This is a genomic window from Streptomyces sp. NP-1717, assembly GCF_022695985.1.
Taxonomy (GTDB): Bacteria; Actinomycetota; Actinomycetes; order Streptomycetales; family Streptomycetaceae; genus Streptomyces.
Window position 1 is genome coordinate 49,801 of the sequence record NZ_JAAPBF010000008.1, and the last position, 23,116, is coordinate 72,916.

Annotated in this window: 20 protein-coding genes and 2 pseudogenes; 11 read left to right on the forward strand and 11 right to left on the reverse strand. The window is 68.4% G+C overall.

What is annotated here, in order from left to right; all coding sequences use genetic code 11:
• Positions 1 to 31: 31 nt before the first annotated feature.
• The gene (locus tag GXP76_RS03090) at positions 32 to 604 is read left to right on the forward strand and encodes a TetR/AcrR family transcriptional regulator (RefSeq protein ID WP_242569830.1); all 573 of its coding nucleotides are present in this window, start codon (positions 32 to 34) and stop codon (positions 602 to 604) included.
• 211 nt (positions 605 to 815) lie between these two features.
• On the opposite strand, the pseudogene GXP76_RS03095 reads toward GXP76_RS03090, so the two are convergent.
• From GXP76_RS03095 to GXP76_RS03110, 4 genes and pseudogenes are all read right to left on the reverse strand, one after another.
• Positions 816 to 1,121 (reverse strand): annotated as a pseudogene (locus GXP76_RS03095) (MBL fold metallo-hydrolase); the annotation flags it as partial.
• Positions 1,121 to 1,512 (reverse strand): annotated as a pseudogene (locus GXP76_RS03100) (hypothetical protein); the annotation flags it as partial. The pseudogenes GXP76_RS03100 and GXP76_RS03095, both read right to left, overlap by 1 nt.
• 39 nt (positions 1,513 to 1,551) lie before the next feature.
• A complete protein-coding gene (locus GXP76_RS03105) occupies positions 1,552 to 1,854 on the reverse strand; it encodes a hypothetical protein (RefSeq protein WP_037818656.1) in 303 nt (100 codons plus the stop codon).
• Between the two features lie 58 nt (positions 1,855 to 1,912).
• Positions 1,913 to 2,248: a hypothetical protein gene (locus GXP76_RS03110; protein WP_242569831.1), complete on the reverse strand. Its 336-nt coding sequence runs from the start codon at positions 2,246 to 2,248 to the stop codon at positions 1,913 to 1,915.
• Positions 2,249 to 2,447: 199 nt separating this feature from the next.
• On the opposite strand from GXP76_RS03110, the gene GXP76_RS03115 reads away from it, so the two are divergent.
• Positions 2,448 to 3,692, forward strand: a complete 1,245-nt coding sequence (locus GXP76_RS03115) for a hypothetical protein (protein ID WP_242569832.1) — start codon at positions 2,448 to 2,450, stop codon at positions 3,690 to 3,692.
• Between the two features lie 889 nt (positions 3,693 to 4,581).
• Here GXP76_RS03115 and GXP76_RS03120 read toward each other — a convergent pair.
• On the reverse strand, positions 4,582 to 5,307 hold the full coding sequence (locus GXP76_RS03120; RefSeq protein ID WP_242569833.1) for a MarR family winged helix-turn-helix transcriptional regulator: 726 nt from the start codon (positions 5,305 to 5,307) through the stop codon (positions 4,582 to 4,584).
• 111 nt (positions 5,308 to 5,418) lie between these two features.
• Between GXP76_RS03120 and GXP76_RS03125 the strand changes: the two genes are divergently transcribed.
• The 8 genes from GXP76_RS03125 to GXP76_RS03160 all read left to right on the forward strand — a co-directional run bounded on the left by GXP76_RS03125 (position 5,419) and on the right by GXP76_RS03160 (position 13,415).
• A complete protein-coding gene (locus GXP76_RS03125) occupies positions 5,419 to 6,390 on the forward strand; it encodes an aldo/keto reductase (protein ID WP_242569834.1) in 972 nt (323 codons plus the stop codon).
• 77 nt (positions 6,391 to 6,467) lie between these two features.
• Positions 6,468 to 7,559 (forward strand): Gfo/Idh/MocA family protein, encoded by a 1,092-nt coding sequence (locus tag GXP76_RS03130; protein ID WP_242569835.1) that lies wholly within the window; start codon positions 6,468 to 6,470, stop codon positions 7,557 to 7,559.
• 194 nt (positions 7,560 to 7,753) lie between these two features.
• Entirely contained in the window at positions 7,754 to 8,869 is a 1,116-nt protein-coding gene (locus GXP76_RS03135) for an NAD(P)-dependent alcohol dehydrogenase (protein ID WP_242569836.1), read from the forward strand.
• Between the two features lie 47 nt (positions 8,870 to 8,916).
• Complete coding sequence (locus GXP76_RS03140; protein ID WP_242569837.1) at positions 8,917 to 9,999, forward strand: MBL fold metallo-hydrolase; 1,083 nt, start codon at positions 8,917 to 8,919, stop codon at positions 9,997 to 9,999.
• Positions 10,000 to 10,051: 52 nt separating this feature from the next.
• Positions 10,052 to 10,957 carry an NADP-dependent oxidoreductase gene (locus tag GXP76_RS03145; protein ID WP_242569838.1) on the forward strand — a complete coding sequence of 302 codons (906 nt, stop codon included), beginning with the start codon at positions 10,052 to 10,054 and terminating at the stop codon, positions 10,955 to 10,957.
• Between the two features lie 51 nt (positions 10,958 to 11,008).
• On the forward strand, positions 11,009 to 11,731 hold the full coding sequence (locus GXP76_RS03150; protein WP_147879108.1) for an alpha/beta fold hydrolase: 723 nt from the start codon (positions 11,009 to 11,011) through the stop codon (positions 11,729 to 11,731).
• Positions 11,732 to 11,899: 168 nt separating this feature from the next.
• Positions 11,900 to 13,042, forward strand: coding sequence for a Gfo/Idh/MocA family protein (locus GXP76_RS03155; RefSeq protein WP_242569839.1), 1,143 nt, complete (start codon positions 11,900 to 11,902; stop codon positions 13,040 to 13,042).
• A gap of 121 nt (positions 13,043 to 13,163) precedes the next feature.
• Positions 13,164 to 13,415 (forward strand): hypothetical protein, encoded by a 252-nt coding sequence (locus GXP76_RS03160; protein ID WP_242569840.1) that lies wholly within the window; start codon positions 13,164 to 13,166, stop codon positions 13,413 to 13,415.
• Positions 13,416 to 13,456: 41 nt separating this feature from the next.
• Here GXP76_RS03160 and GXP76_RS03165 read toward each other — a convergent pair whose 3' ends face one another.
• From GXP76_RS03165 to GXP76_RS03185, 5 genes are all read right to left on the reverse strand, one after another.
• Positions 13,457 to 14,047 carry an antibiotic biosynthesis monooxygenase gene (locus tag GXP76_RS03165; protein ID WP_242569841.1) on the reverse strand — a complete coding sequence of 197 codons (591 nt, stop codon included), beginning with the start codon at positions 14,045 to 14,047 and terminating at the stop codon, positions 13,457 to 13,459.
• Positions 14,048 to 14,074: 27 nt separating this feature from the next.
• Positions 14,075 to 15,514, reverse strand: coding sequence for an aldehyde dehydrogenase family protein (locus GXP76_RS03170; RefSeq protein ID WP_242569842.1), 1,440 nt, complete (start codon positions 15,512 to 15,514; stop codon positions 14,075 to 14,077).
• 154 nt (positions 15,515 to 15,668) lie between these two features.
• Positions 15,669 to 18,380, reverse strand: coding sequence for an AAA family ATPase (locus tag GXP76_RS03175; RefSeq protein ID WP_242569843.1), 2,712 nt, complete (start codon positions 18,378 to 18,380; stop codon positions 15,669 to 15,671).
• A gap of 59 nt (positions 18,381 to 18,439) precedes the next feature.
• Positions 18,440 to 19,342 carry an LLM class flavin-dependent oxidoreductase gene (locus tag GXP76_RS03180; protein ID WP_242569844.1) on the reverse strand — a complete coding sequence of 301 codons (903 nt, stop codon included), beginning with the start codon at positions 19,340 to 19,342 and terminating at the stop codon, positions 18,440 to 18,442.
• The gene (locus tag GXP76_RS03185) at positions 19,339 to 21,576 is read right to left on the reverse strand and encodes an LLM class flavin-dependent oxidoreductase (protein WP_242569845.1); all 2,238 of its coding nucleotides are present in this window, start codon (positions 21,574 to 21,576) and stop codon (positions 19,339 to 19,341) included. Before GXP76_RS03185 ends, GXP76_RS03180 begins: the two co-directional genes overlap by 4 nt.
• A 122-nt stretch (positions 21,577 to 21,698) precedes the next feature.
• Between GXP76_RS03185 and GXP76_RS03190 the strand changes: the two genes are divergently transcribed.
• Positions 21,699 to 22,091 carry a helix-turn-helix domain-containing protein gene (locus tag GXP76_RS03190; protein WP_023536348.1) on the forward strand — a complete coding sequence of 131 codons (393 nt, stop codon included), beginning with the start codon at positions 21,699 to 21,701 and terminating at the stop codon, positions 22,089 to 22,091.
• Between the two features lie 533 nt (positions 22,092 to 22,624).
• On the opposite strand, the gene GXP76_RS03195 is transcribed toward GXP76_RS03190, so the two are convergent.
• Complete coding sequence (locus GXP76_RS03195; RefSeq protein ID WP_242569846.1) at positions 22,625 to 23,089, reverse strand: hypothetical protein; 465 nt, start codon at positions 23,087 to 23,089, stop codon at positions 22,625 to 22,627.
• Between the last annotated feature and the right edge of the window lie 27 nt (positions 23,090 to 23,116).

The following is a 23,116-nucleotide window of genomic DNA, read 5'->3' on the forward strand; positions in this document are numbered from 1 at the left end:
CAACAGATGCTGTTGTCGTACCCTGGTGGGTATGCCGAGATGGGAATCCGACGCACAAGGCCGACTCGAGCGCGCGGCGCTCGACCTGTTCGAGACACAGGGGTTCGAGCGCACCTCGGTCGCGCAGATCGCGGGCGCCGCCGGCCTGAAAGAGCGCTCCTTCTACCGCTACTTCCCCGACAAGCGGGAAGTCCTCTTCGCCGGTAACGAACTCGAGACCCACCTCGTCGCCCACGTCGAGGCGACCGACCCGGACCTCACGCCGATCGAGGCGCTGCTGACCGCGCTGAAAACCGCCGAGGAGATCTTTCGCCCGCGCGAATTCCTGCTGCGCCGCGTCAGAGTGATCGCCGCCAACCCGGCACTGGCTGAGCGCGATCTGATCAAACTCGCCGACATCGCCGACGCGCTGGCGCCGGCGCTCGAGCGCCGCGGCGTCGAGCCCGGCAAGGCACACTTCATCATTGACGTGGTGCTGGCGATCCACCGGCGCGCCACGTCCCGCTGGCTGACCTCCCCGAACGCCTCCCTCTCCCAGCTCATCACCCAGGCCGCCGACGAGTTGCGCGAAGCGGTCACGCCGCCAGCTCCTAAGGCACGCTGAGTCGGCCCAGGACTCCCGAAGCTGTCACAACGGAAACTGGCTCTGTCGATGACGAGGGGCTCTGGCACGACTTCTGTAAGACTCAGTTCTCGTGGGGCGTCGGCGAGAAGTCGTCCGGCTACGTGGTCGGCATGGTGGACGCCTCCGAGGACGTCGCCCAGCACTCGAGATCGACTCGCGCGCGGGCGGTGAGCGGGGGTGGGGCCCGGGCTCACTCAGTGGCGGACGCACTCCTCTTCGGGCTGGCTGCGGCCCATGGGCCGAGGACGAATTCAGCCCTGTCCCGTCGGACTTCCAGGGCACCCGCACCACCGAAGTGCGCGGGGACGAGCAGTTCCCGTTCATCGGCCGCCCGCCCGAGAATCCGGCGGCGGCTGGCCACCGCTTGTTCCTGGTCCAGGCAGGCGTTGCTGTTGCAGCAGGGATCGAGAATCTGCACCGGGCTGTGCAGCAGATCTCCGACGAAAACCGCCCGGTCGCTCCCGGACGCGAGTCGGAGTACCGAAGAGCCGGGGGTGAGCCTGCATCGGCGGCCGTCCGTTCCATCCACTTCCGCACCTTCACTGCTTGCTCGAAGCGGTTGACGTCCTTCTTGGACGCCGTGTCCAAGGTCTCCGAGATCTTGTCGAAGGTGTCGGGAAGGACATCGAGGAGACCCCAGATCTGCTCGCCGGTGCTGACGGTCAGCAGTTGCTGGCACCTCCACTGCAGCGGCACCTCGGGACGGTGCGTGAGCCGCTGCACGAGTGTCGGGAACAGGTAGTGCGTCGCGTCTGCGGCGAGGTGCTCTCGTAGCCAGTCGACCGGGAGCCGCGCTGGCTGAAGCCATGCATGGCGGCCTCCTGGGCCAGGTCCAGGAGCTGAGCGGTGTCGACGGCTCGGACGGTGCGGCGAAGGGTCGGGGTCATGTCGCGATGATGCCAAGAAGCCAGTGCGGCGCCGAGAGGTCAGCTGGGCCGGGATGCGATCTGCTGACGGGCAAGGCCCCAGACGTCCTCGAACTCCTCGAAGGTGAGTTGTTCGGGGTCGTGGCCTTCCCATTCCGAGACGGGCAGCTCGGCGGTGATCCCGAATCTGCTGTCGTAATCACCGAGGCGGCCTGCGTCGCGGGCCCGCTGCCACTCGGCGAGGGAAGCAGCTGCGATTGGGATCAGCTCTGGCCCTTCGAGTTCGACCTGCCGGATCACCCAGCCTTCGGCGTCGACCTCGAAGTAGAACCAGATGTCTTCCTCGTCCCAGTAGCAGCGCATCCATGTGGTCACCAGGCCATGATGCCGGGCCAGAGGCGCCGCCCTACTCCGCTCTGTCTCATGACTGGGCGATGAATCCTGCGGATCGGTCGAGCTGGAAAGGAGAACCGACCCGGGTTGGATCCCAGCCTTGATCCCGTGCCTCTCGAATCCTGGCAACAACGTGAGCCGGACGAATGGGCTCCGCCTCGACGCCCACCCAGTTGCTGGGATGGGCCTGACCGCTGGTGACGATCAAGGTCGTGCCCGGCTGGCTGCCGCTGGCCGGTTCAACCGCATAGGTCAGCGGTGTCCAGCAGAGGCCCTGCATGTAGGAGGGCTTCCTGCGGATCCGCCAGCGGTACTCGATCCCGTCAACGGTTATGCGCCGGGAACCCTTCTTGTTCAGCGCCATCTTCGCCTCCTCCGCTGTGGGACTCTGCTGTGTTGCCGCGGTCGCGAAAAGCAGGTTGCACGCGAACGTACCGAACGTTGTCGCCGACAAGCGTCTTCGGGACTACGGATGGGTTGATCAGCCCATAATTGGAGTCAGTGCCGAGCGACCCGGCGCATCGCACCCGCCCCGGGTGCACTCACCGCGATCGGAGAGCATCGTGAAGAACAGCCCGTTGTGGCGAGTGGTTGACAACGAGAGTGGTAGCCAGTCCATCGTCAGCACGCCCTCCGAGGCGGTCGCGTTCGTCAACAGCCGGTTCGCCACCGATGACGACGACGAGCCGTTCAGCATCCTCGAGGTCGGTCCTCTCCTTCCGAAGCCGCTCGGGGTCATCACCGCATGGGCCGCCGAGAAGGACGGCGAGCGAACCGACGGGCGTACTGCCCCGATCACCATCAGGCCGGTTGTGACGGACAACGCCGGCGAGTGCGATGACGTAGTGCTCTGGCGCGACGTGTACGTCTCCTGGGACCACGACATGTACACCGTCGAGGAGCAGCCGGACAGCTCCGAGTACAGCGAGGTTTACAGCGCTGCCGAGTTGAGCGCGATCCTCGACGAGTACGCCGACAACTACGAGTACGCGCCTGAAGGGCCCGACAGCCACAGGTGGCCGAAACCGGAAGAGTTGATCACCTACGGCGCCCAGGAGTGCGCCAAGCGGTTCGGGCACCTCGACGACGACGCCCTGCTGTGGCTCGCTGCCACCCGCATCACGCTCGCGGTGTGGCGCAACACACCCGTCGAGAACTGGCATGCCGGGAAGAGTCCGCTCCAAGACGGCACAATGATGCGGATCAACACGGCAACCACCCGACTCGTGCGCTCGATGCTGTCGTTCGACCATGTCGACTGGATCGGTCTCGGTCTCGCGATCGTCAACCCGTCCCGGGTTCTACCGACCGGGCAGTCTGTTCTCGAGCTCGGGCTAGCCTGCCACAATCCTGACGACCCGGCGCACGAGGCTGATCCGCGCGAAGAACTCGCGGAGATGGCACAGGACGCGATCGCTTGGGGGCGAGCGTACTGCCTTCGCGAGAAGACGTTCGGCCTGCGAACCCTGATCGAATTCTTCTCCGCGTCCGACAACGGCTGGTTCGGAACACCGAGTTGGGAGCGCATCGTCGATCGGTTCACTACAGCTGTCGACGACCGGGAGAATGCGCACTGGCACGTGCACCGAGACAAGCCTTGGTTCGACGAGTGGTTCACCAACCGCCCGGTCGACATTGCGGACACCACGGAACTTCGTCGGCTGCTCCATGCCGGGCCCGACCTGCTGTCCGAGGAGGCCGCCGAATGGTGCGTGGATGGTGCCATCGGCTACGTCTGCCGGGACGACCACGCGAACGGCTGCCTGCAGTGCGGCATCCCGCTGGCAACGGAGTCCCCCAACGAGTGAACGTGGGCACCAGCGTAGAAAAGCAGCAACCCACTGACCGCGCTCTCTCTTGCCTACTGCGACCTGCGAATCACAGCATGGTGTCGGATCCGACTTCAACCCGACACCGACCGTGAGATCCCGACACGGAATTTGAGATCCCACAAATGATGTAGGGTCTCGCGTTCCTTGGCACAGGCTGTACTCGCCGACCAGCGGCACTTTCGCTGTCTCAGGTCGCTGGCACAGCGCTCGGTCTCACGAACGTGGCACTTCCTCAGGGTCTCGACCGAGCCGGATGGAATCGGCGAGCAGGGAGTTGACTCGGCGCGCTGTGGGCTCAGTGGCGGAGGATGGCGCTGGCCGCCGACCGGCGGACCACGGCCCCGCAGAGGCGTGCGGCTGGCATGGCTTTCTCGATGTCGTGCGACAGCAGTTGTCGACGACCGCGGCAGACGCCTGCGGCTCGAGGAAAGTCGATGTCGACGAGTTCGGGAGACGGTTGTTACGAGCACTGCCCTGTAGCCAGCGCTTTGCTCACGCCGACGAAGAGCGCGGACGACTCACACATGCCTCCGCCGTTCCGCTGTTCGCTGCTTGCCCGAACTGGCAGCCGAGGTGCCTCCCGAACAGCGCGAGACGCTGCTCTTCAACGTCGACAGAGCCAGGCGCGTCCGATGAAGATCTTGGGCCAGCCGCACAACGACTCGTTGGGCGGCGATGGCGACACCCCCCTGCGGAGCCGCCCTCGCATTCCGGCTCACACCCGCTTTGGGTATGCAAGTTCATCTCCGGCAAGAACAAGCAGAACGCCGTCAAGTCGACGGTCGTCACGGACGGTGAAGGTCGCGTGCTGTGGTGCAGCCCAGCACGGCCCGCAAGCTGCGCGGACATCACTCACGCTCGCCAGTTAGGGCTGGTCAGGCTCTTGGCCGGCGGGCCTGCGGGGAGTCACGATCAAGGTGTCGGCCGGAGGCTGTGAAGCCGGATGAATCGTGGGTGACCGGCCGTCCACCGCGCCGTCCACCGGAGGCGAAGCCGCAGCGCCCGCGTCGGGTTGCCCGCGCTTGATGGCCGCGTCCACCGCGGCACCGATGCGGCGCAGTGCCGCCAGCTCCTGAGGACCGAGATCATCGATCAGGTACTCGCGGACTGCGGCGACGTGTCCCGGCGCCGCTGCCACCACTACGTCGTAACCGGCCTCGGTCAGCGTCGCGGTGGTGCGCCTTCCGGAACCGGGGATCCGCTTCCGTGCGAGCAGTCCGCGCTTCTCAAGCCGACCGACGACATGGGACAGCCTCGACAGTGACGCCGCCGTTCGCGCGGCCAGGGCGCTCATCTGCATGGTGCGATCCGGCTGCTCGGAGAGGACCGAGAGCACCATGTACTCGAAGAAGGTCAGCTGAGCCTCGCGCTGCATGCGCGCATCCAGCGCGGCCGGCAGGCTGATCATGATCGCGGAGTTGGCCAGCCACGCCGCCAGCTCGTCGCCGTTCAGCCATCGCGTCTCGGCAACCGGACCGGTGGACTCCCCGGAGTCGGAGCCTTCGTCGGCACGAGCCGTCGCCTCGGATGTCGGCCCGTTCCGTGGTCGCCGACGGCGCCGGCCGTTCGTGTCATCTGCCGTCCTCGCCATGAGGACATCCTAAACCCACTTATTGACGCGTCAAGTTCGAAGGAGTAGAACTTGACGCGTCAAGTTCGCTCTGCGGTGCTGAGGCCCGCCCCCACACGGAATGGACAACAGATGCAGTCCACGTCGCTCGGCAGGCTCGATGTCCCGCGCATCGGCCTGGGTGTCATGGGGATGTCGGCGTACTACACCGGCGCCGGCCGGGACGAAACCGAGTCGATCCGCACCATTCGTCGCGCCGTCGACCTCGGTGTCACCCATCTGGACACCGCCGAGGTGTACGGCCCCTACGTCAACGAGGAACTGCTGGGTCGCGCGATCAAGGGCCGCCGGGACGAAGTCGTCCTCGCCACCAAGTTCGGCCTCGTCTCCCACACCGGCCGGCCGGGCCCGGACAGCACCCCTGCCAGCATTCACGCGGCTGTCGACGGCTCACTGCGGAGGCTCGGAACCGACCGCATCGACCTCTACTACCAGCACCGGGTCGACCCCGGCACTCCCATCGAGGAGACGGTGGGGGCGCTGAGGGAGCTGGTGGAGGCGGGCAAGGTCCTCCACATCGGACTGTCGGAGGCGGCAGCGGTGACCGTCCGCCGGGCCTATGCGGTCCATCCCGTGGCCGCTGTCCAGAGCGAGTACTCGCTCTGGACACGGGACCCGGAGGCCGAGGTGCTGCCCACGCTGCGCGAGCTCGGCATCGGACTGGTTCCCTACGCACCGCTGGGACACGGCTTTCTCACCGGTGACATCCGCACCCTGGACGGACTGGACGCCGCCGACTGGCGTCGCTCCAATCCCCGGTTCACCGGCGACAACCTCACGCGCAACCTGCGCATCGTCGACCAGGTACGCGAGGTCGCCGACGAGGTCGGGGGCACGCCCGCGCAGGTCGCTCTGGCCTGGCTGCTCGCACAAGGAGACGGCATCGCGCCCATTCCGGGGACGAAACGCATCGACCGCCTCAAGGAGAACAGCGCCGCCGACGGCATCCGACTCACCACAGACCAGATCACCCGCCTGAACAACCTCACACCGGCGTCCGGCGAACGCCACGCCGAGTCCGACATGGCCGCCATCGACCAGTGAGAGAAGCGCGAACGCGCCGATTCGCCCCGCGCACCACACCACGTCTTGCTTCAGCGAAAGAAATGGAACACCACATCATGTCAAGCACTCTCATTCGGGTCGGCATCATCGGCGCGGACACGAAGGCGAGCTGGGCGGGCGCATCGCACATACCCGCGCTGGCGGCACAGCCCGACTTCCACCTGGCCGGTGTGGCGACGCGGCACGAGGAGAGCGCGCGCGGCGCTGCCGAGGCGTTCGGCGCCGAGCGTTGGTTCGCGGACCCCTACGCGCTCATCGGTGACCCTTCGATCGACGTCGTCACCGTTGCGGTGAAGGTCCCGGCTCACCGCGAGCTCGTCCTGGCGGCCCTCGCGGCGAACAAGGCCGTGTACGCGGAGTCGCCGCTGGGCGCGACCGTCGCGCAGACGGAAGAGATGGCTGAGGCGGCCGGCTCACTGCACACCGCGATCGGCCTGCAGGGCCGGCTCAACCCCTCGGTACGCCGCGCGGCGGAGATCATCGCTGAGGGCCGGCTCGGGAGGCTGCTCTCGGCGCGAGTCGCCGCGACGACCTTTGGCAACGGCCCGGAGTCGGTGAGCGCGTACGAGTACTTCGACAAGGCAGCGTCCGGAGCCGGTTTCCTCACCATTGCCGCGGGCCACGTCCTGGATGTGGTCGAGGCCGTTCTCGGCGACATCACCGAGATCGATGCCCGCACCGAACTCCTCTGGCCCCAGGTGAAGTTGGTCGACACCGGCGCGATATCTGTCCGCGAGGTCCCGGATCACCTCGACGCCATCGCCAAGACCTCCTCGGGGGCTCCGGTCGGGGTGCAGATCCTGGCGGGCGTGCCCGCCTCCGACGCCCACTTCAGTCTGGAAGTACGCGGATCGGAGGGCTGGCTGAAGCTGACGGGCGACCACCCCGCGGGCGTTCAGGTCGGCGACCTCACCCTCTCGTCGAGCGTCGAATTCACCGCGCCCGACCGCCCGGTCGCCACCGGCGCGGGACCCACCGCCGCCGACATCTGGACGGGCGCTTCCATCAACGTCGGCGAGGTCTACGCCAGCCTGGCCCGCGACATCACGAACGGCACCCACCACACCCCGGGTTTCCAGCACGCCGCCCACAACAGCCGTCTCATCGCCCGAGTCGAACAAGCCGCCCGGACCGGCGTCCGGCACTGACGCCACCGCACCTCGCGGCACCGTGCATTACTGCCGTGACGGATACGGCGACCGATCCGCGGGCACGGGCGGCCGACATAGGTTCGGACCCGCTGAAGGGTTCCTGAGGCCCACCCCCCGATCAGGGAGTCGTTGATGATTTCAGTCCCTTGTCACCATGGCGCTCGCGGCGCTTCGCGGCAGGCTCACGGCGTATGACCACCTCCGCGCGCGCCGCTGTTCTCGAAGTGCAGGACGGGCCCTTCGATTTCCGCGACATCGAGATCGAGGACCCGCGGTCCGACGAGGTACTCGTTCGCATGGTCGCGACCGGAATATGCGCGACCGATGCGCACGTGCGTGCGCAGCGAATGGCGACGCCGCTGCCGGTGGTGCTGGGGCACGAGGGAGGAGGAGTAGTCGAACGCGTGGGGGCCGCTGTCACCACCGTCGAGCCCGGTGACCACGTTGTCCTCTCCTACCACTCGTGCGGCCGCTGCAAGCCGTGCATGTCTTCGCACGCGGCCTACTGCGACAACGTCTGGGCGGCCAACTTCGCAGGTGCCCGCCTGGACGGCTCGAACGGTCTCCACGTCGCCCACGGTGCTGAGCCGCACGGTCACTTCTTCGGCCAGTCCTCGTTCGCCACCCACGCCCTGACGCACCAACGGAACACGATCAAGGTCCCCCGCGATCTGCCCCTCGACGTCATGGCTCCGCTGGGGTGTGGGCTGCAGACGGGCGCGGGGGCCGTACTCAAGGCCCTCGCCGTGCCGACGGGAGCGTCCTTCGCGGTCTTCGGCGTGGGAGCGGTGGGCCTGGCGGCGGTCATGGCGGCACATGTCGCGGGTGCCACCACCATCGTCGCCGTCGACGTCGACGCCAGCCGCCTCGATCTGGCCCGCGATCTCGGAGCGACGCACCTCGTCGACCCCGGCCGGGTCGAGGATCTGACCGGCGCGCTCCGGACCGTCGACGAACGCGGTCTGGAGTACGTCCTCGACACGAGCGGCCGCGCGGAGAACCTCGACGCCGGGGTCGGCGCCCTGGCGCCGATGGGCCGATTCGGCTTCGTGGCGTTCCACGAAGGAGCGGGCGCCGTGCTCGACGCCGGCCGGCTCACGCTCGGCCAGTCGCTTCAGGGCATCATCCAGGGCGACGCCGTCTCGTCGCTCCTGATCAACGACCTTGCCCAGCTCTATCGAGCGGGCCGGTTCCCCATCGACCGACTGCTGTCCTTCTACGACTTCGCCGATATCAACACCGCGTTCGAGGATGCGGGCTCAGGCCGCGTCACCAAGGCGGTCCTTCGATTCACGTCACGGGGATAGACCACCCGTTCGACAACTTCCCAAGAACACAGAAGGGCGTCCCGCCTATGTGCCAGAGCAGTCAGATACCCATCAGCGTCGAAGAAACCCCGAGCTTCTACGGGATCGACCACTATGGATTCCCCCGCGCGGGGGCGGACGACCCGTTGGACCCCGAGGGTTATTACCCCCCGTATTTCCAGAGCGAACACTTCCAGAAGTACGGCTACCACGTGGAAGAACTGCGCGGCGGCTTCTACTGGGTCACCAGTGCCGGCTACGACGCCGCATTCGTGGTGACCGAGGAGGGCGTGGTCGCGATCGACGCACCCCCGACACTGGGCGAGAACATGCTGGCGGCGATCGAGGACGTCACCGACCGACCGGTGACCCACGTCATCTACAGCCACTGGCACGCCGATCACATCGGCGCGGCCTCCGTGTTCGGTCCCGACGTCGAGATCGTCGCCCACCGCATCACCAAGGAACTCCTGGAGCGCTTCCCCGACCCGAAGCGACCTCTGCCGACGAGGACGTTCGACGACGAACTCGTCCTCGAAGTGGGCGGCGTGAGCCTGCAGCTCTCCTACAGGGGAGAGAACCACTGCCCCGGCAACATCTTCATCTACGCACCGCGGCAGAAGGTGCTCACGGCCGTCGACATCCTCAGTCCGGGAAGCGTCACGTTCATGCACTGCGACGCCTCGCAGAACATCTCCGGCTGGTACGAAGCCCAGTCCCAGATCCTCGAATACGACTTCGACTACTTCGTCGGCGGGCACCACATGCATTACGGCACCTACGAGCAGGTGAAGCTGTGCGTGGAGTACTTCGCCGACGTGCTCGAGGGGGCGACTGCGGCGGTCGAGCGGTTCAGCCGCTCGGATGCGCTCGCCGACATCGTGACCGGCACTGGCTGGGACAGGGTCTTCGTCGGTACCGAGAACTGGATCAGCTCCATGGCGAACTACACCACCCGCCACGTCCTCGAGAAGGAGACGAGCGACGGCCGGCTCTGGTGGGAACGGCTGGCAGGAGCCACCACCCAGACCAAGTACCACGCGTACACCGTGCTGGAATCGATCCGCCTCGAACGGCCCCGGCCCGACTACCGCCTGCGGGGCGAGAATCCTCCGGTCTTCCTGACCTGACACCGCTCTGAACGGTGCGAGCAAACGACCCTTGTATACGAGAAGGATCATCATGAAAGCCGTCGTCCTCACCTCGTTCGGCGAACCCTCCGTGTTGCGGGTTGCGGAGGCTCCGCGACCGGTGCCGGGTCCGGGTCAGGTACTGGTGCGGGTTCACGCCGCGGGGGTGAACCCGGCGGAGATCCAGGCACGCGCCGGAGCGTTCCGCCTGCGTGCTCCCGCCATCATCGGATTCGAGTTCGCCGGCGTCGTCGAGGCGGTCGGCCCTGGCGTCGACGTGGGCGTGGTCGGCGACCGCGTCGCCGGGTGGCCGGACTCCGCCACCCAGGGCTCCTACGCCGAGTACACGGTTAGCAGCAACTTCGCGATGATCCCCGACGGCGTTTCCTTCGAGGAGGCCGCGGCTACTGTCATCGGCGCCGACAACGCGGCGAGGGCTCTCGGGCTTCTGAACATTCGCCCGGGTGAGACGCTCGTGGTCACCGGCGCGAGCGGTGCTCTGGGCGGCGCCGCCGTGCAGTTCGCGCGACAGCGCGGTGTGACGGTGATCGGCGTCGCCGGGACTGCCAACGCCGACTTCGTCAGGAGTCTCGGAGCGACCCCTGTCGCCCACGGCCCGGGCCTGGTCGATCGCATCCGTGCCGCCGCTCCGGGCGGGGTCGACGCAGCGCTCGACACCGCCGGCAAGGGGCTCCTTCCCGCTCTCGTCGATCTTCTCGGCGGCCCCGACCGGATCGTGACGCTCGCCGACCGCGATGCCGCACAACACGGCGTCGTATTCAGCCCTGGGGGCAGCGGGAACCGCGACCGTGGCCCTGTCCAGGAAGCCCTGAATCTGATCGCCGCCGGCGCATGGGCCGCACGCATCGGCCGGAGCTTCCCACTCGACGAGGCCGCGGACGCTCATCGCCTCGTCGCCACGGGCCACACCCACGGCAAAGTCATCCTCCTTCCCTGACTCGGCCGACCGGCCATTCAAGCACGACAACAATCAATTGGAGAATCCGAAATGCCTGCAGTCCTCGTCCATGGTGTACCTGATACCCACCGGCTTTGGGACACCGTCCGTTCCTATCTTCAACGCGAAGATATTGTGACGATCGATCTTCCCGGGTTTGGTGTACCCCTCCCAGCGGGATTCACGTCGACGAAAGAAGAGTATCTCGATTGGCTTATTAAGAAGATCGAAGAAATCGGCGAACCCGTCGACCTGGTCGGTCATGATTGGGGGTCTCTGCTCACGGGCCGTCTCGCGTCTATTCGACCAGATCTGGTGCGGACATGGACAGGCATCAGCGGACCAATCGATCCGGAGTATCCGTGGCACTATCTTGCCAAGATCTGGCAAACGCCAGGCGACGGCGAGCAATGGATGGCGGACCTCGACCTGGAGGCGTTCGCAGCAAGCCTCAACGAGGCGCAGATGCCGCGCGACGCGGCAAACGAATCGGTCCGGCATCTCGATGCCACTATGAGAGCAAGCATTCTCGCCCTTTACCGTTCGGCGATCGAGGTCGGGGCGGAGTGGAAGCCAGATTTGAGCAACGTGACCGCACCAGCGCTAGTGATCTGGGGCCTGGACGATCCGTTTCTTCCTCACCGCTTCGCCGACGAGCTCGGTAATGCCACACGCGCACGTGCCGTCTTCAAGCTGCGCAGCTCGCACTGGCCGATGATAGAGCGTCCCGCCGATGTCGCGCGCGAACTCGAGGCCCACTGGGCTCACACGTAAAACCTGCGCTTGGGTCACTCGGGCTCAAACCCCGCGGCCGCTACGCGAACGGCAATAATTGCTCGCTCGCCATGGTGAGCCCGAGTGCGCACGCCTTTGTCCGGAAGCGAATCATCGTGACGCAGCCCGGAGAGCGTTGCCGGGGCTGCACAAGGCAGGAGCATCCTAATGACGAATTCAGCAAATACCCGGATCGGCGTCGGTCTTATCGGGGCTAGTGCCGATCGGGGTTGGGGCGGAATTGCTCACGTCCCGGCGCTGCAGGCGCTCGACGCATTCCAGATCCGCGCCGTCAGTACGACTCGTATGGAGAGCGCGAACGCGTCCGCTCGTCGGCTGGGCGCCGATCTCGCCTTCGACACACATGAGGCTCTGGTCGTGCGACCGGAGGTCGACCTGGTGGTGGTTGCGGTCAAGGTGCCGGAGCACAAGCAGATTGTTTCCGACGCGCTGGCCGCGGGCAAGATGGTTTATTGCGAATGGCCGCTCGCAAGAAACCTATCGGAGGCCGAAGCGCTGGAGGGGTTTGCCCGCGAGCGGCGGCTGCGGACGGTTGTCGGGTTGCAGGGCGGCCTGCACCCGCCGATCCTCTTCCTTCGCGACCTCATCGCGCAAGGCGTGATTGGCAAGCCGCTCAGCACGAGCATCCGAGCGCATTTGACTGACGACATGTGGGTCGGCCGATATGACCCGCCGGTCGAGTACATGGCTCAAGCAAAGCATGGCGCCACGCTTCTGAGCATCATGCTCGGCCACGGGCTCGAACCGCTTGCGCGCGTGCTCGGCACGTTCGAGAGTCTGTCCGCCGTCGTCGCCAATCAGCGCGGTGACGGCGTCCGCCTCTCCAATGGCGCGTCGCTGCCGAAGGACGCGCCGGATGAGATCGTCGTCGCCGGCGTTCTCGAAGGCGGGATCGTCACTTCGCTGCACTACAGTGCCGGGCAGTCTGCCGACTCGGCGATGGTATGGGAGATCCAGGGCACCGAGGGCAGTGTGCGTGTGGAGTCGGCGTCGGGCTACATCCATTTCACCGATTTCACCATCACGCTGCGCCGCGGCAGCGAGCCTGTCCAAGTGCTACAGGTCCCCCCCGCTTATGCGGCTCCCGACCTGCAACTCGACGCACCCGCAGCGGGGGTCTCCCGCCTCTACGCCCAGTTCGCCGCCGACCTCCGCGACGGAACCGCCGATGCGCCGGATTTCGCGGTCGCACTCGATCGCCACCGCGTACTCGAGGCGATCACACGGGCCGCTGAAACAGGTCATCGGCAGCATCTGTCCCGCCCCGACCGAATGAACTCCAATCGTTGAACCCGGGAGAGGCACTGCCGCAGGACCCGAGGAGATGGCGATCCGCGAGCTAACCCTGACTTGATCACACAGAGCTGACTCGCACAGTGTCGAAGAGCTCTGCCGACCAGACCCCGCCGCCGTGATCAACCAGCCGCTGCGGGAAGTCCGCCGCCTCGCCGAGGCCGAGGTCCGCGACCCGGCCGGCATCGACGCCATCCTGAGGATCAACCCCACCGCCGAGTCAACCGTGCCGGAGATCGCGGACATCATCCTCCGTACGGGAGACGAGACGGACGTCGACCACGTCTTCGTCGACTTCGTCCACCTGGCCGACCAAGGCGTGGACCAAGCCCTGGAACTGCTGCGTCAGATGATGGAACTGTCCCGCTGAAAGCCGAGCCGCAAGAGGGCGCGGCCCGCCCCGGGGCCGCGTCATCGCGTCGGTCCCTCGCGCGCGGTTGAGGTGGCGGCATAGAGCCAACGGCGAAGGACGAGGGTCACAGCCGGCATCATCAGATACGTCATCAACGTACTGAACAGAAGCGCGAGCATCAGCACCCGCGCCACAAGCGGCCAAGCACGGAGCGCCGGCCCCAAAAGACCGTTGCCGATCAGGGAGATCGGGAGTACGGCCGCGAAGGCGGCGAGCGCCATCTTCCACCGAGGTGGCGCCGTCGTGGGCGTGTCGTGCGCAGTGGTGAACAGGGTCTCCATTCCGGAGAGTTCGCGACGCGCCACCTCGCACTGGTGATGGCCCTCGCAGTGGTCGAACAGTGCGGCCCGCTCCGGTGATGCCGTCCAGCGCTGCGCGGACTCTTGGTCACGGAACCGGTGGATCAGGACCCATGGCCGGGCGGCCGTGGCAGGCCGGAACAACCCGTCCCCCAGGTGTCCGGGAAACGCTGAGGCGGTGTCGGTCACCCGCCCGAACCACTCCCGGAAGTCCTGCTCGTAGCCGGGTTCCACAGCGCGCGCGGTCAGCAGGGTGACGTCGGCCGGGCCGACGTCGTCCGTCTCGGTCATCGATTCTCATTCCGCCGTCGAATGCCGTCAGAGCTGCGGTGCCACATGCACGAGGTGCTTGGTCTCCTGGAATTCCTCGATCCCGCGGATGCCGTTCAGACGGCCGACTCCTGACTGCTTGTAGCCGCCCTCCTCGAACTGGTCGTGGACCGTGGCCCAGGTGTTGGTCCAGACGGTCCCGGCCTGCAGTTCGCGGCCGACGCGCAGGGGGCGGTCGACATCACGGGTCCAGACGCTCGCGGCCAGGCCGAACTCGGTGGCGTTGGCACGCGCCACGGCGTCGGCCTCGGAGTCGAACACCTCGAAGGTGGCGACCGGCCCGAACACTTCGCGCTGCACGATCGGCGAGGACACGTCGGCGACCTCGATCAGGGACGGGCCGAGGAGCGCCCGATCCCGCTTGCCCCGCACGAGGACGGTGGCGTAGTCGGCCGCGGCGGCCACGGTCTGTTCGACCCGTTGGGCGTTTCCTTCGTCGATCATGGCGCCCATCTCGCTGGCGGGGTCGTCGCCGGGCCCGACCCGGACCGTTTCGAGGGCGGCGACGAGCCGCCGCCGGAGTTCGTCGGCCACGCCGCGCTGGACCAGTATCCGGCTGCCCGTCATGCAGAACTGGCCCGCGAACATGGTGACGGCCTTGGTGAGCACGGGCACGACGGCGTCCAGGTCGGCGTCGTCGAAGACGAGCATCGGCGTCTTTCCGCCCAGCTCCATGGACAGGGTTTTCAGCGTCGGGGCGGCCTGTTCCATGATCACGCGGCCGACCGCGGTGGAGCCGGTGTAGCTGATCACGTCGACGTCCGGGGAGGAGACCAGCTCCGGAGCCCCGGCGTTTCCGCTCTCGGTGAAGACGTTGAACACGCCCGGGTCCAGGCTCGGCGTGTCGGCGACGATCTCGCTCAGCACTCCGTTGACCAGGCCGGTCTGCGCCGGCATCTTCATGACCACGGTGCAGCCGGCCGCCAGGGCGGGTGCGAAGGATCGCGCCGAGAGGATGACCGGTGAGTTCCACGGCACGATCACCGCAGCGACGCCCGCGGCTTCGCGCAGGGTCATCGAGTACATGCCGGGCCGCACTTCCCCGGCCCTGCCGTGGTCGGTGAGGGCAAGCGCCGCGTGGTAGCGGAGTTTGGGGATGGTGCCTTCGACTTCGAGGGCCGCCTCGGCGAGTACTTTCCCGTTCTCCCGCGCCAGGAGGGTGATCAGTTCGTCCTTGCGGTGCTCGAGCCGGTCGGCCAGTTCGTGCAGCGCTGCCGCACGCCGGTGGCGGTCGCGGGACCATGCGGTGGAGTCGAAGGCCCTTCGGGCCGCGGCCACCGCGGACCTCGCCTCCCGCACACCGCCGTCGGCGAAGGTGCCGAGCAGGCCGTTGGTCGCGGGGCTGCGTGACTCGCCGCGGGAGCCGGAGTCCTGCCACTGCCCGTCGACGTAGTGGCGCGCGTGGGGCAGGGTTTCGAATGTGAGCATGAGGTGACCTCTCGTCATGCGTCGCACGGCGTTTCGCCGCGGTCCGCGGGACAACGTCAGCGACGCTACAAATCAGGGCCCGTATGCGAATCGGGCGGGCAATCCGTCGTTTCCACCGGAGGCACTGCGACCGTCCCACCACGCGTCTCTCCGCTCACCGCAGCTCGGAAGCGGCGCGGGTCTGGCTCAGCTCGATCCGCGTGTTGATGCTGAGCTTGGCGAACACGTTCCCGAGGTGGTGGCCCACGGTGCGGTGGCTGATCCGCAGCTGCACGGCGATCTCACGATTCGTCAGCTGCTTGGCGGCCAACTGGGCAACGCGTTTTTCCTGGGCGGTGAGCCGGTTCACCGCCCTGGTGTCCGAGCTCCCCCGACGCCCCGGCGGTCCGGTGAGGTCCTGCTCGCGCTGCGCGCGTCTGTGCAGCGGCTCGGCCCCGAGCCGGTCGAACACCTCGATCGCGCCACCGATCCGGACGCGCGCATCGATCCGCCGACGGCCCCGCCGCAGCCACTCGCCGTAGAACAACTGAGCGCGCGCGTAGAGCAGCGGGTGGGATCGGGCACCCGGCACGTCGAGCGCGGCCAGGAAGGCGCTCTCGACGCAGGGGCCTCCGAGGAGCGCGCGGGTGACGTGCGCGGCACAGCGGGCCCACGGCGCTCCGGTGCGCCGCGCCCAGGCTTCGAGCACCCGTACCCGTTCGTCCGCGAGGTCGCTTCTGCCGACGCGCACGGCCGCCTCGGCCGTGTCGAGAGCGGCCAGGAGCGCGAAGGTCGGGTGTTCCGCGCCGTGGCCCGGCTCGGTCAGGCGCACCAGGATGTCCAGTGCTTCCTCGGGACGCTCGCGAAACAGCGAGGCCATGCCGCGGTTCCAGTACGCGGCGGCGCTCAGCGCGCGGACGCCCTGCGGGAGTGACGTCTCCAGAGTTCTGGCGGTGGCCTCCGCGACGGCGCACTCGTCACCGCGCGCGGCGGCGAGCCAGCCCAGGCTGGTGCGGCAGTGGGAGGCGATGTGGTCGGCACCCATGTCCTGGGCCAGCCGCAGTCCCTCCGCGGCCGAGGACTCCGATTGCGGCCAGCGGCCGGCAGCGTTGTCGAGTATCGCGGTCTGGGCCAGGGCGGCGGCGAGCCGAGCGCGCTCGCTGCGCCGCCGCAGGTGCGGTACCCGGCGGCGCAGCGCATCCGCCATGGGCTTGTCGATCCCCCAGGCCAGGGCGAGGGGTGTCGGCGGCAGCAACGGCAGGATGGTCGTACGGGCCCGCGCGGCGGCATCACCTAGGCCGGGGGTGTCCGCCGGCGCCGCGTCGGCAGACACGTCGTCGCTCCACCAGGCAAGCGTGCCGGGTAATCCGGTCCGGCCCTCGACGTCGTCTTCGAGCAGCAGTTCCAGCGCTCTGTCCCGCAGGTCGCCGCGTCCGACGGACCAGGCGGCGCGCATGGCCAGCGTGCCCAGTTCCAGCGCCGTTCCCGGTTCCGGGACGCGCTTCATGTCGGTGATCAGGAAGTGGTGCGCCATCTCGGGCATGCCTCGGGCGAACTCCATGATCCCCCGCAGACCCTGGCTCCGCCGGGCGACGTGAGCGCCGGGGGCCAGCCGTTCCGCGTCATCGAGCAGGCGCTCCGCCGTGGCTGCCCACCCGGCGTCCCAGGAAGCCCTGGCCGCCTCGGCAAGGCGTTGTGAGGCGTCGATCGGTGCGGCCGACAGTTCGGCGGCCCGCCACCACGCCCGTGCCGCCGTGTTCGCGGCCCCGCGGAGCCGGGAGCGGGCGGCGGTCCGTTCCAGGAGCCGCGCGACGTCCTCATCGCGTCCGTGGGCCAGGGCGGCGAGATGCCATGCGCGCTCCTCCGCCTCGTCCGGCATCGTGGCGGCCAGGGCGCGGTGAGCCCGGCGCCTCGTCGCGGCACTGCAGCCCTCGTAGACGGCTCTGCTCACGACGGGGTGCCGGAAACCGACGCGGTTGCCCGCCACGTGGAGCAGGCCCGCGTTGGTCACTTCCTCCCAGACGGCGTCACCGGCACCCAAAGCACGACCGGCCCGCTGCACCGTGAGCCGGTCGCCGTGCTCCTCGGCCGCCGCGAGCACGGTCAGCAACTGCGCCGGAGGGCTCAGGGCCTCGATCCCGGCACGGAAAGCCCGCTGCAGGCGCGGCCCGACGGGCGGTCGTCCTCGCTTCCGGCGTTGCTCGGCGTCGTCGAGGTCGCCCCCGAGCGTGGCCAGTTCGTGCAGCGCCAAGGGGTTGCCCCCGGCCTCCCGGACCATGTTCCGCGTCGTCGCCTTGTCGGTGAGCGGCGCCACGGCCGCCACAAGCTGCCGTGCGCTCTCGTCGCTCAGGCCGTCGACCCGCACGTCGGCCGCGCCTTCCCAGGGCCGGGCGGCCGGATCGCTGTGATCGGCGAGCACGACGACCACGGGATGCGCTCCTACGCGTCGAGCGACGAACCCCAGGCACAGCGCGGTGGCCTCGTCGAGCCACTGCCCGTCGTCCACCACGAGGAGCACGGGCTGCCGCTCGGCGAGTCCGCAGAGCAGCGACAGCACGGCCGCCCCGACCACCAGGCGGTCCGTCGGCTCACCGCTCAGCCCGAGCGCGGTACGCACAGCGGCGGCCTGGGCCGTCGCCAGCAACTCGACACGATCGGCCAGCGGTCGCAGCAGCCCGTGCAGCCCCGCGAAAGCCAGGTCCGACTCGGGCCGGGTCGCTGAGTGCCTCAGCCGGACGAAGTCCGCGGCCTGGCCGTGCACGTGGCGAAGCAGAGCTGACTTGCCGATACCCGGCTCGCCCCACACCACGAGCGCGCCACCGCTCCCGCCGCGGGCCTGCGTAAGCAGCCCGTCGAGAACCGCGGTCTCCTCGCGGCGTCCGAACAACTCCGACCGCGCTGCGACTGTCGGGGCTCCGAAGCCGTGCGGGCCACGGGCGGACCGCGTCACGCCGCGCGTTCGGACTGGACGAGTTCGCGGGCGCGCGGTGCGACCTCGTGACCGAAGAGGTTCAGGTCGGCGGGCTCGTCCGAGGCGAGGATGAACCCGGATACGCCGTACTGCAGGGCGAGGTCGGCGATCTGTTCGGCCCAGTCACCGGGAGTCCCCTCCAACAGGCCGCCGCCGGCGCCGGACGTGAATCGGCCGCTCAGGTTGAGCAGGCGGCTGACCGCCGCGGGCTCTCGACCGGCGGCGGAGGCGGCCTCGTCGATCTGCTCGTTCATCGCGCGCAGCGATGCCGGGCCCTCGGGCAGGAAACCCAAGGAGGGCAGCCAACCGTCGGCGATCTTGCCCGTCAGCCGGAGCATGCGCGGCTTGTAGGCACCGATGCGGATCGGGATGCGATGGGCGGGTGCCGGGCCGCGCTTTGCGCCGTTCACGGTGTAGAACTCCCCGGTGACACGGAGGGGCCCGGCCTCGTCGGTGGCCCACAGCCCCCGGATCACGGCCACTGCCTCCTCCACCGCCCGCACGGCTTGGGCCGGCTCCAGCCGGCGGCCTCCCATCGCGACGATGCCGTCCCAGAACGCACCCGCGCCGATGCCCAGTTCGACCCGCCCGCCGGTGAGCCGGTCCAGGCTCGCGGCGGCGCGGGCCAGTACGGCGGGGGGCCGCAACGGAAGGCTCAGCACGTTGCCGCTGATCCGGATCCGTTCGGTGCGTGCCGCGACGTACGACATCAGGGTCCAGGTGTCCTGGAACGCAGACTGGTAGGGGTGGTCCTGGAAGCTGACGAGGTCGAGGCCAGCGCTCTCGGACGTCAGTGCCAGCTCCACCGGCGCCTGAGGCGGGCGGGCGGCGGGGGTGACGAAGCTGCCGAACCACAGTTCGTGGCCGTAGTCGCTCATGGGTTGCCTCCTCCGGGGTGGTTCGCGGCGGGCGTGAGGGCGAAGTTGTCGCCGAACACGCCCTCCGGGTCGTAGACGGTCTTCAGCTCACGCAGACGCGAGAGGGTCCGTGGGGGCCAGGCCGCAGCGATCCGCTCGGGCCGGAGGCTGGACTCGAAGCTGATGTAGAGACCGTCGAGGAAGGGGCTCAGCCAGGCCCAGGCCCGGTCGACCACCTCGTCGGCACCGCCCATCACCACGAGCGAGAAGTTCGCGTCGCGGTGGGCGTAGGCCGTGGCGTCCGCGGGAACATCGGCGACGGCTCCGCCGACCGAGCGGAGCTGGAACCATCCGATCGCGCCGCTGCGGATCATGCGAGCCGCCGCCGCGGCGAACTCCGGGGTCACGTGCCGGAGCAGACCGCTGCGTGAGACCGGCTCGCCGTGGGAGACCGGTGGGTCGTCGCTCGCGTTGTCCATCACGGCCGCGTAGGAGGTGATGACGACGTCCTGGGCGTACATCGCGGAGATCGCGGCCAGTGGCTCCAACCGGGCGCGCACGGTCTCCGAGTCCGAGGAGTCGACCATGGTGCGGCTCACCGCGAGCGCTGGTCGTCCGCCGCGCGGGGGCGCAACGATGACGAAGCTGGTGAGGTCCCGCGGTGAGTCCTCGACCGCCCGGCCCCACTCGACGAGGTAGCGCTCGAGGTCGCTCGCGTCCTGGGTGAGCCGGGCGAAGGCGACCGCGCCCACGTCATCGGCCTCGAACTCGAAGGCGGTGACGATCCCGAAGTTCGCGCCCGCCCCTCGCACGGCCCAGAAGAGATCGGGGTTCTCCGAATCGTCGGCCCGGACGACGGAGCCGTCCGCGAGCACCATCTCCACGGCCCGCAGGCGGTCGATCGTCAGCCCGTGCCCGCGCGCGAGGTACCCGATGCCCCCCGCCGTGGCGAGGCCGCCCACTCCGACGCCCCCGTAGTCGCCCGAGCTCAACGCCCAACCGTAGGGCTCCAGTGCGGCCGCCACCTCGGCCCAGCGCGCACCCGGTCCGATGCGGACCCGGCGTGTCCTCTTGTCGAGCACCTCGATCGCGTTCATCAGTGATACGTCGATGACGATGCCGCCGTCGTTGGTGGAGCGTCCGGAGACCCCGTGCCCGGCGCTCCGGCGGGACAGGGGCACACCGGGGTGCCGGCGGGCGAACGCGAGCGCCTGTGTCACCTGCTCGTTGGTCGCCGCCCGCAGGATGATCCCGGGCGCACCGCCGCGCAGGTACCCGGACCGCAGCCGGGCGTAGGCCGGATCACCGGGCTCGACGACCTCGGCCATCTCCGGCGGAGCGCCCTCGTAGTCGATCCCCGGCCGGCGCCTGGCGCGCACGGCGGACCGCCGGACCCGCGCGCCCGACCATCCGCGCGGAAGCACCGCGTCCGCAGCCGCCCGCAGGGCCGGGGCGACCTCGCTCGCGAAGCCTGCCGCGACGTCTCGCTCCACGGTGTCCAGCACGATGGTGCCCACCCCGTGCTCGATGACGAGTGGCAGCAGGTCGTTCACCCAGTCCGCGGCGGTTCCGGTGAACCTGCTTGTCCGCTCGCCGAAGCCACCGCGGATCGTGACCCGTCTGCGGATCTCACGGGGATCGCGGCCTGCCCCTCGCGCCGCCTCGTCAACCACGCGGTTGCCCTGCGTCAACGTGACGGCGTCGCACCCCGTCGACCACTCGTCAGCCTGCAGCCCGACCAGCCGGAGCAGGTCTTGGCCCTGGCCGTCCACGGAGATCGGCACGTCGTGCGCGGGCGCGGCCTTCTCAGCTCCCGCGAGACGGTGGAAGCGGCCGGTGAACCGGCCAAGGCCGCGGTCGAGGACGTTCCACAGCTCGCGAACGACGGCGATCGCTTCGCCGAGTGCCGCGTCAGGCCCCGCCGTCCCGGATCCGGCCGCCGCCGGGTCAGCGTGGAAAGCCAGTGCGACCCTGCCTTCGGTGAGCCGATCCAGGCTTGCGACGGCTCGTGCGAGCATCGCCGGATGGAGGGTGGCGGGGCGTGCCTCCAGCACCAGTCCGAGAGAGACCGTCGCCCCGGCGATCCAGGACACCACAGTCGACGGTTCGAGGTCGGCGCCAGCGGCTCCGGCTGGGATGACCAGCAGGTCCAGTTCCCGCTCGGCCAGGCCCGCCACTTCGATCAGCTGGCCGGGCTCGCAGTCGGCGTCAGTAGGTAGGCGCAGCCCGAACCTGAGCGCATGTCCATAGTTCATCGCGCGTCGAGATGGGCCGAGAGTCGTCCATTCATGGCTCAAGGCTGCACGGCGATGATCACGGGCAACAAACGGGACATGACCAGGTCATCAAAAGTGACACGCTCCAGTATCATGACCGTATGACCGGTCCTCGACAGCCCGATGATTCCTCCGCCACCGCGGGCCAGAGCCGCCCGGAAGCGGGCTATGAACACATCGATGACGACGTGTGCCGCAGTTTTCAGCGCTCGGTCGAGATCGTGGGCAAGAAGTGGAGCGCTGCGGTGCTTCTGGCGGCGATGCGGGGCGCGCGCCGATTCGTCGACTACCGAGCGCGGATCCCCGGAATCTCGAACCACCTTCTGTCCCAGCGTCTGCGTGAGCTCGAGGGTCACCGACTCATTGAGCGGCTCGTGGTACCGACGACGCCGGTCCAGATCACGTACCGGCCCACCGAACAAGGCGCCAGCCTGATGCGTGTTCTGCATCCGCTGATCGAATGGAGCGCCAAGAACGAGGACATGGATACCTGACGAGCTGGTCGCATGCCGCCCACGCACCCGATCCGTTGCGGACTGGGACCGGTGATTGCGCGGGCGGCCGCTCGCGGTGTGGCTTCAGAAGCTGTTTCCGATCCCCATTTTTGAGTACATTTGGGTCCTAGGTTGGTGTGGTGTCCGAAGGCGCCGGGTGGGCCGGGGAGAGGTCTGTCGGGCGTGCGGCGAACGGCTTGAGTCGCGGGCCCGGTCTGATGCGGTGTTCTGCTCGGCGGCCTGTCGTTCCGGGCAGTGGCGGGCTGACCGGCGGTTGCGCAAGCGGCTGGCGGCGGTCCAGGGCGGTGCCGGCGAGGTCGAGTGCCCGGAGTGCGGGCACCGGTGGGTGGCCGGCGTCGACCGGCGTTCGGACGCGTTGTTCTGCTCGACGCGGTGCAAGGTGAGGGCCTGGCGGCGACGGAAGGAAACGTTCGGCGAACGGTCACAGTAACCGCAGAGCTAACGCGTCCAGTGCCCAACTTCGTTCATTTCTGGGCTATTTCTATCCTTTGTTATGATCTTGTCATGTCCGGTCAGACTCTCGGTCCTGAAGCGGGTCCTGTCCCGTCACGGCCCGAAGTGCCCTGCCCCGGCCCGCACTTGGATGGTGGAACACCATGCCGGAGGAGACCGACAAGGTCGGAAACGTCAGCCAGTCCCGTTACGAGCAGATCGTGCAGCCACCAGGCCGACGAGGGGTCGATATGCCGGTTGAGGCGGTCCATGGCGGCCGTCCAGTCGACACCGCGCAGCTCCAGGTCCACGCCCAGCTGGGCGCCGTGCTGGGCAGCACGCGCGGTGTCGGCGGTGTGGACCAGCATCTTCGTGGGGACGCAGCCGACGTTGAGGCAGGTGCCCGCGTACTTCCGCAGTAGCCCGACCCCCTTGTCAACGATGGCCACCTTCAGCCCGTCGAACCGCTCATCGAGTTCGCCGACACCTGACCCGGCGCCCATGACGACCAGGTCGAAGTGGCCGCCTCCCGTGGTGGTGTTCATGTCTGCTCCGTTCTCTGTGTGTCCTGG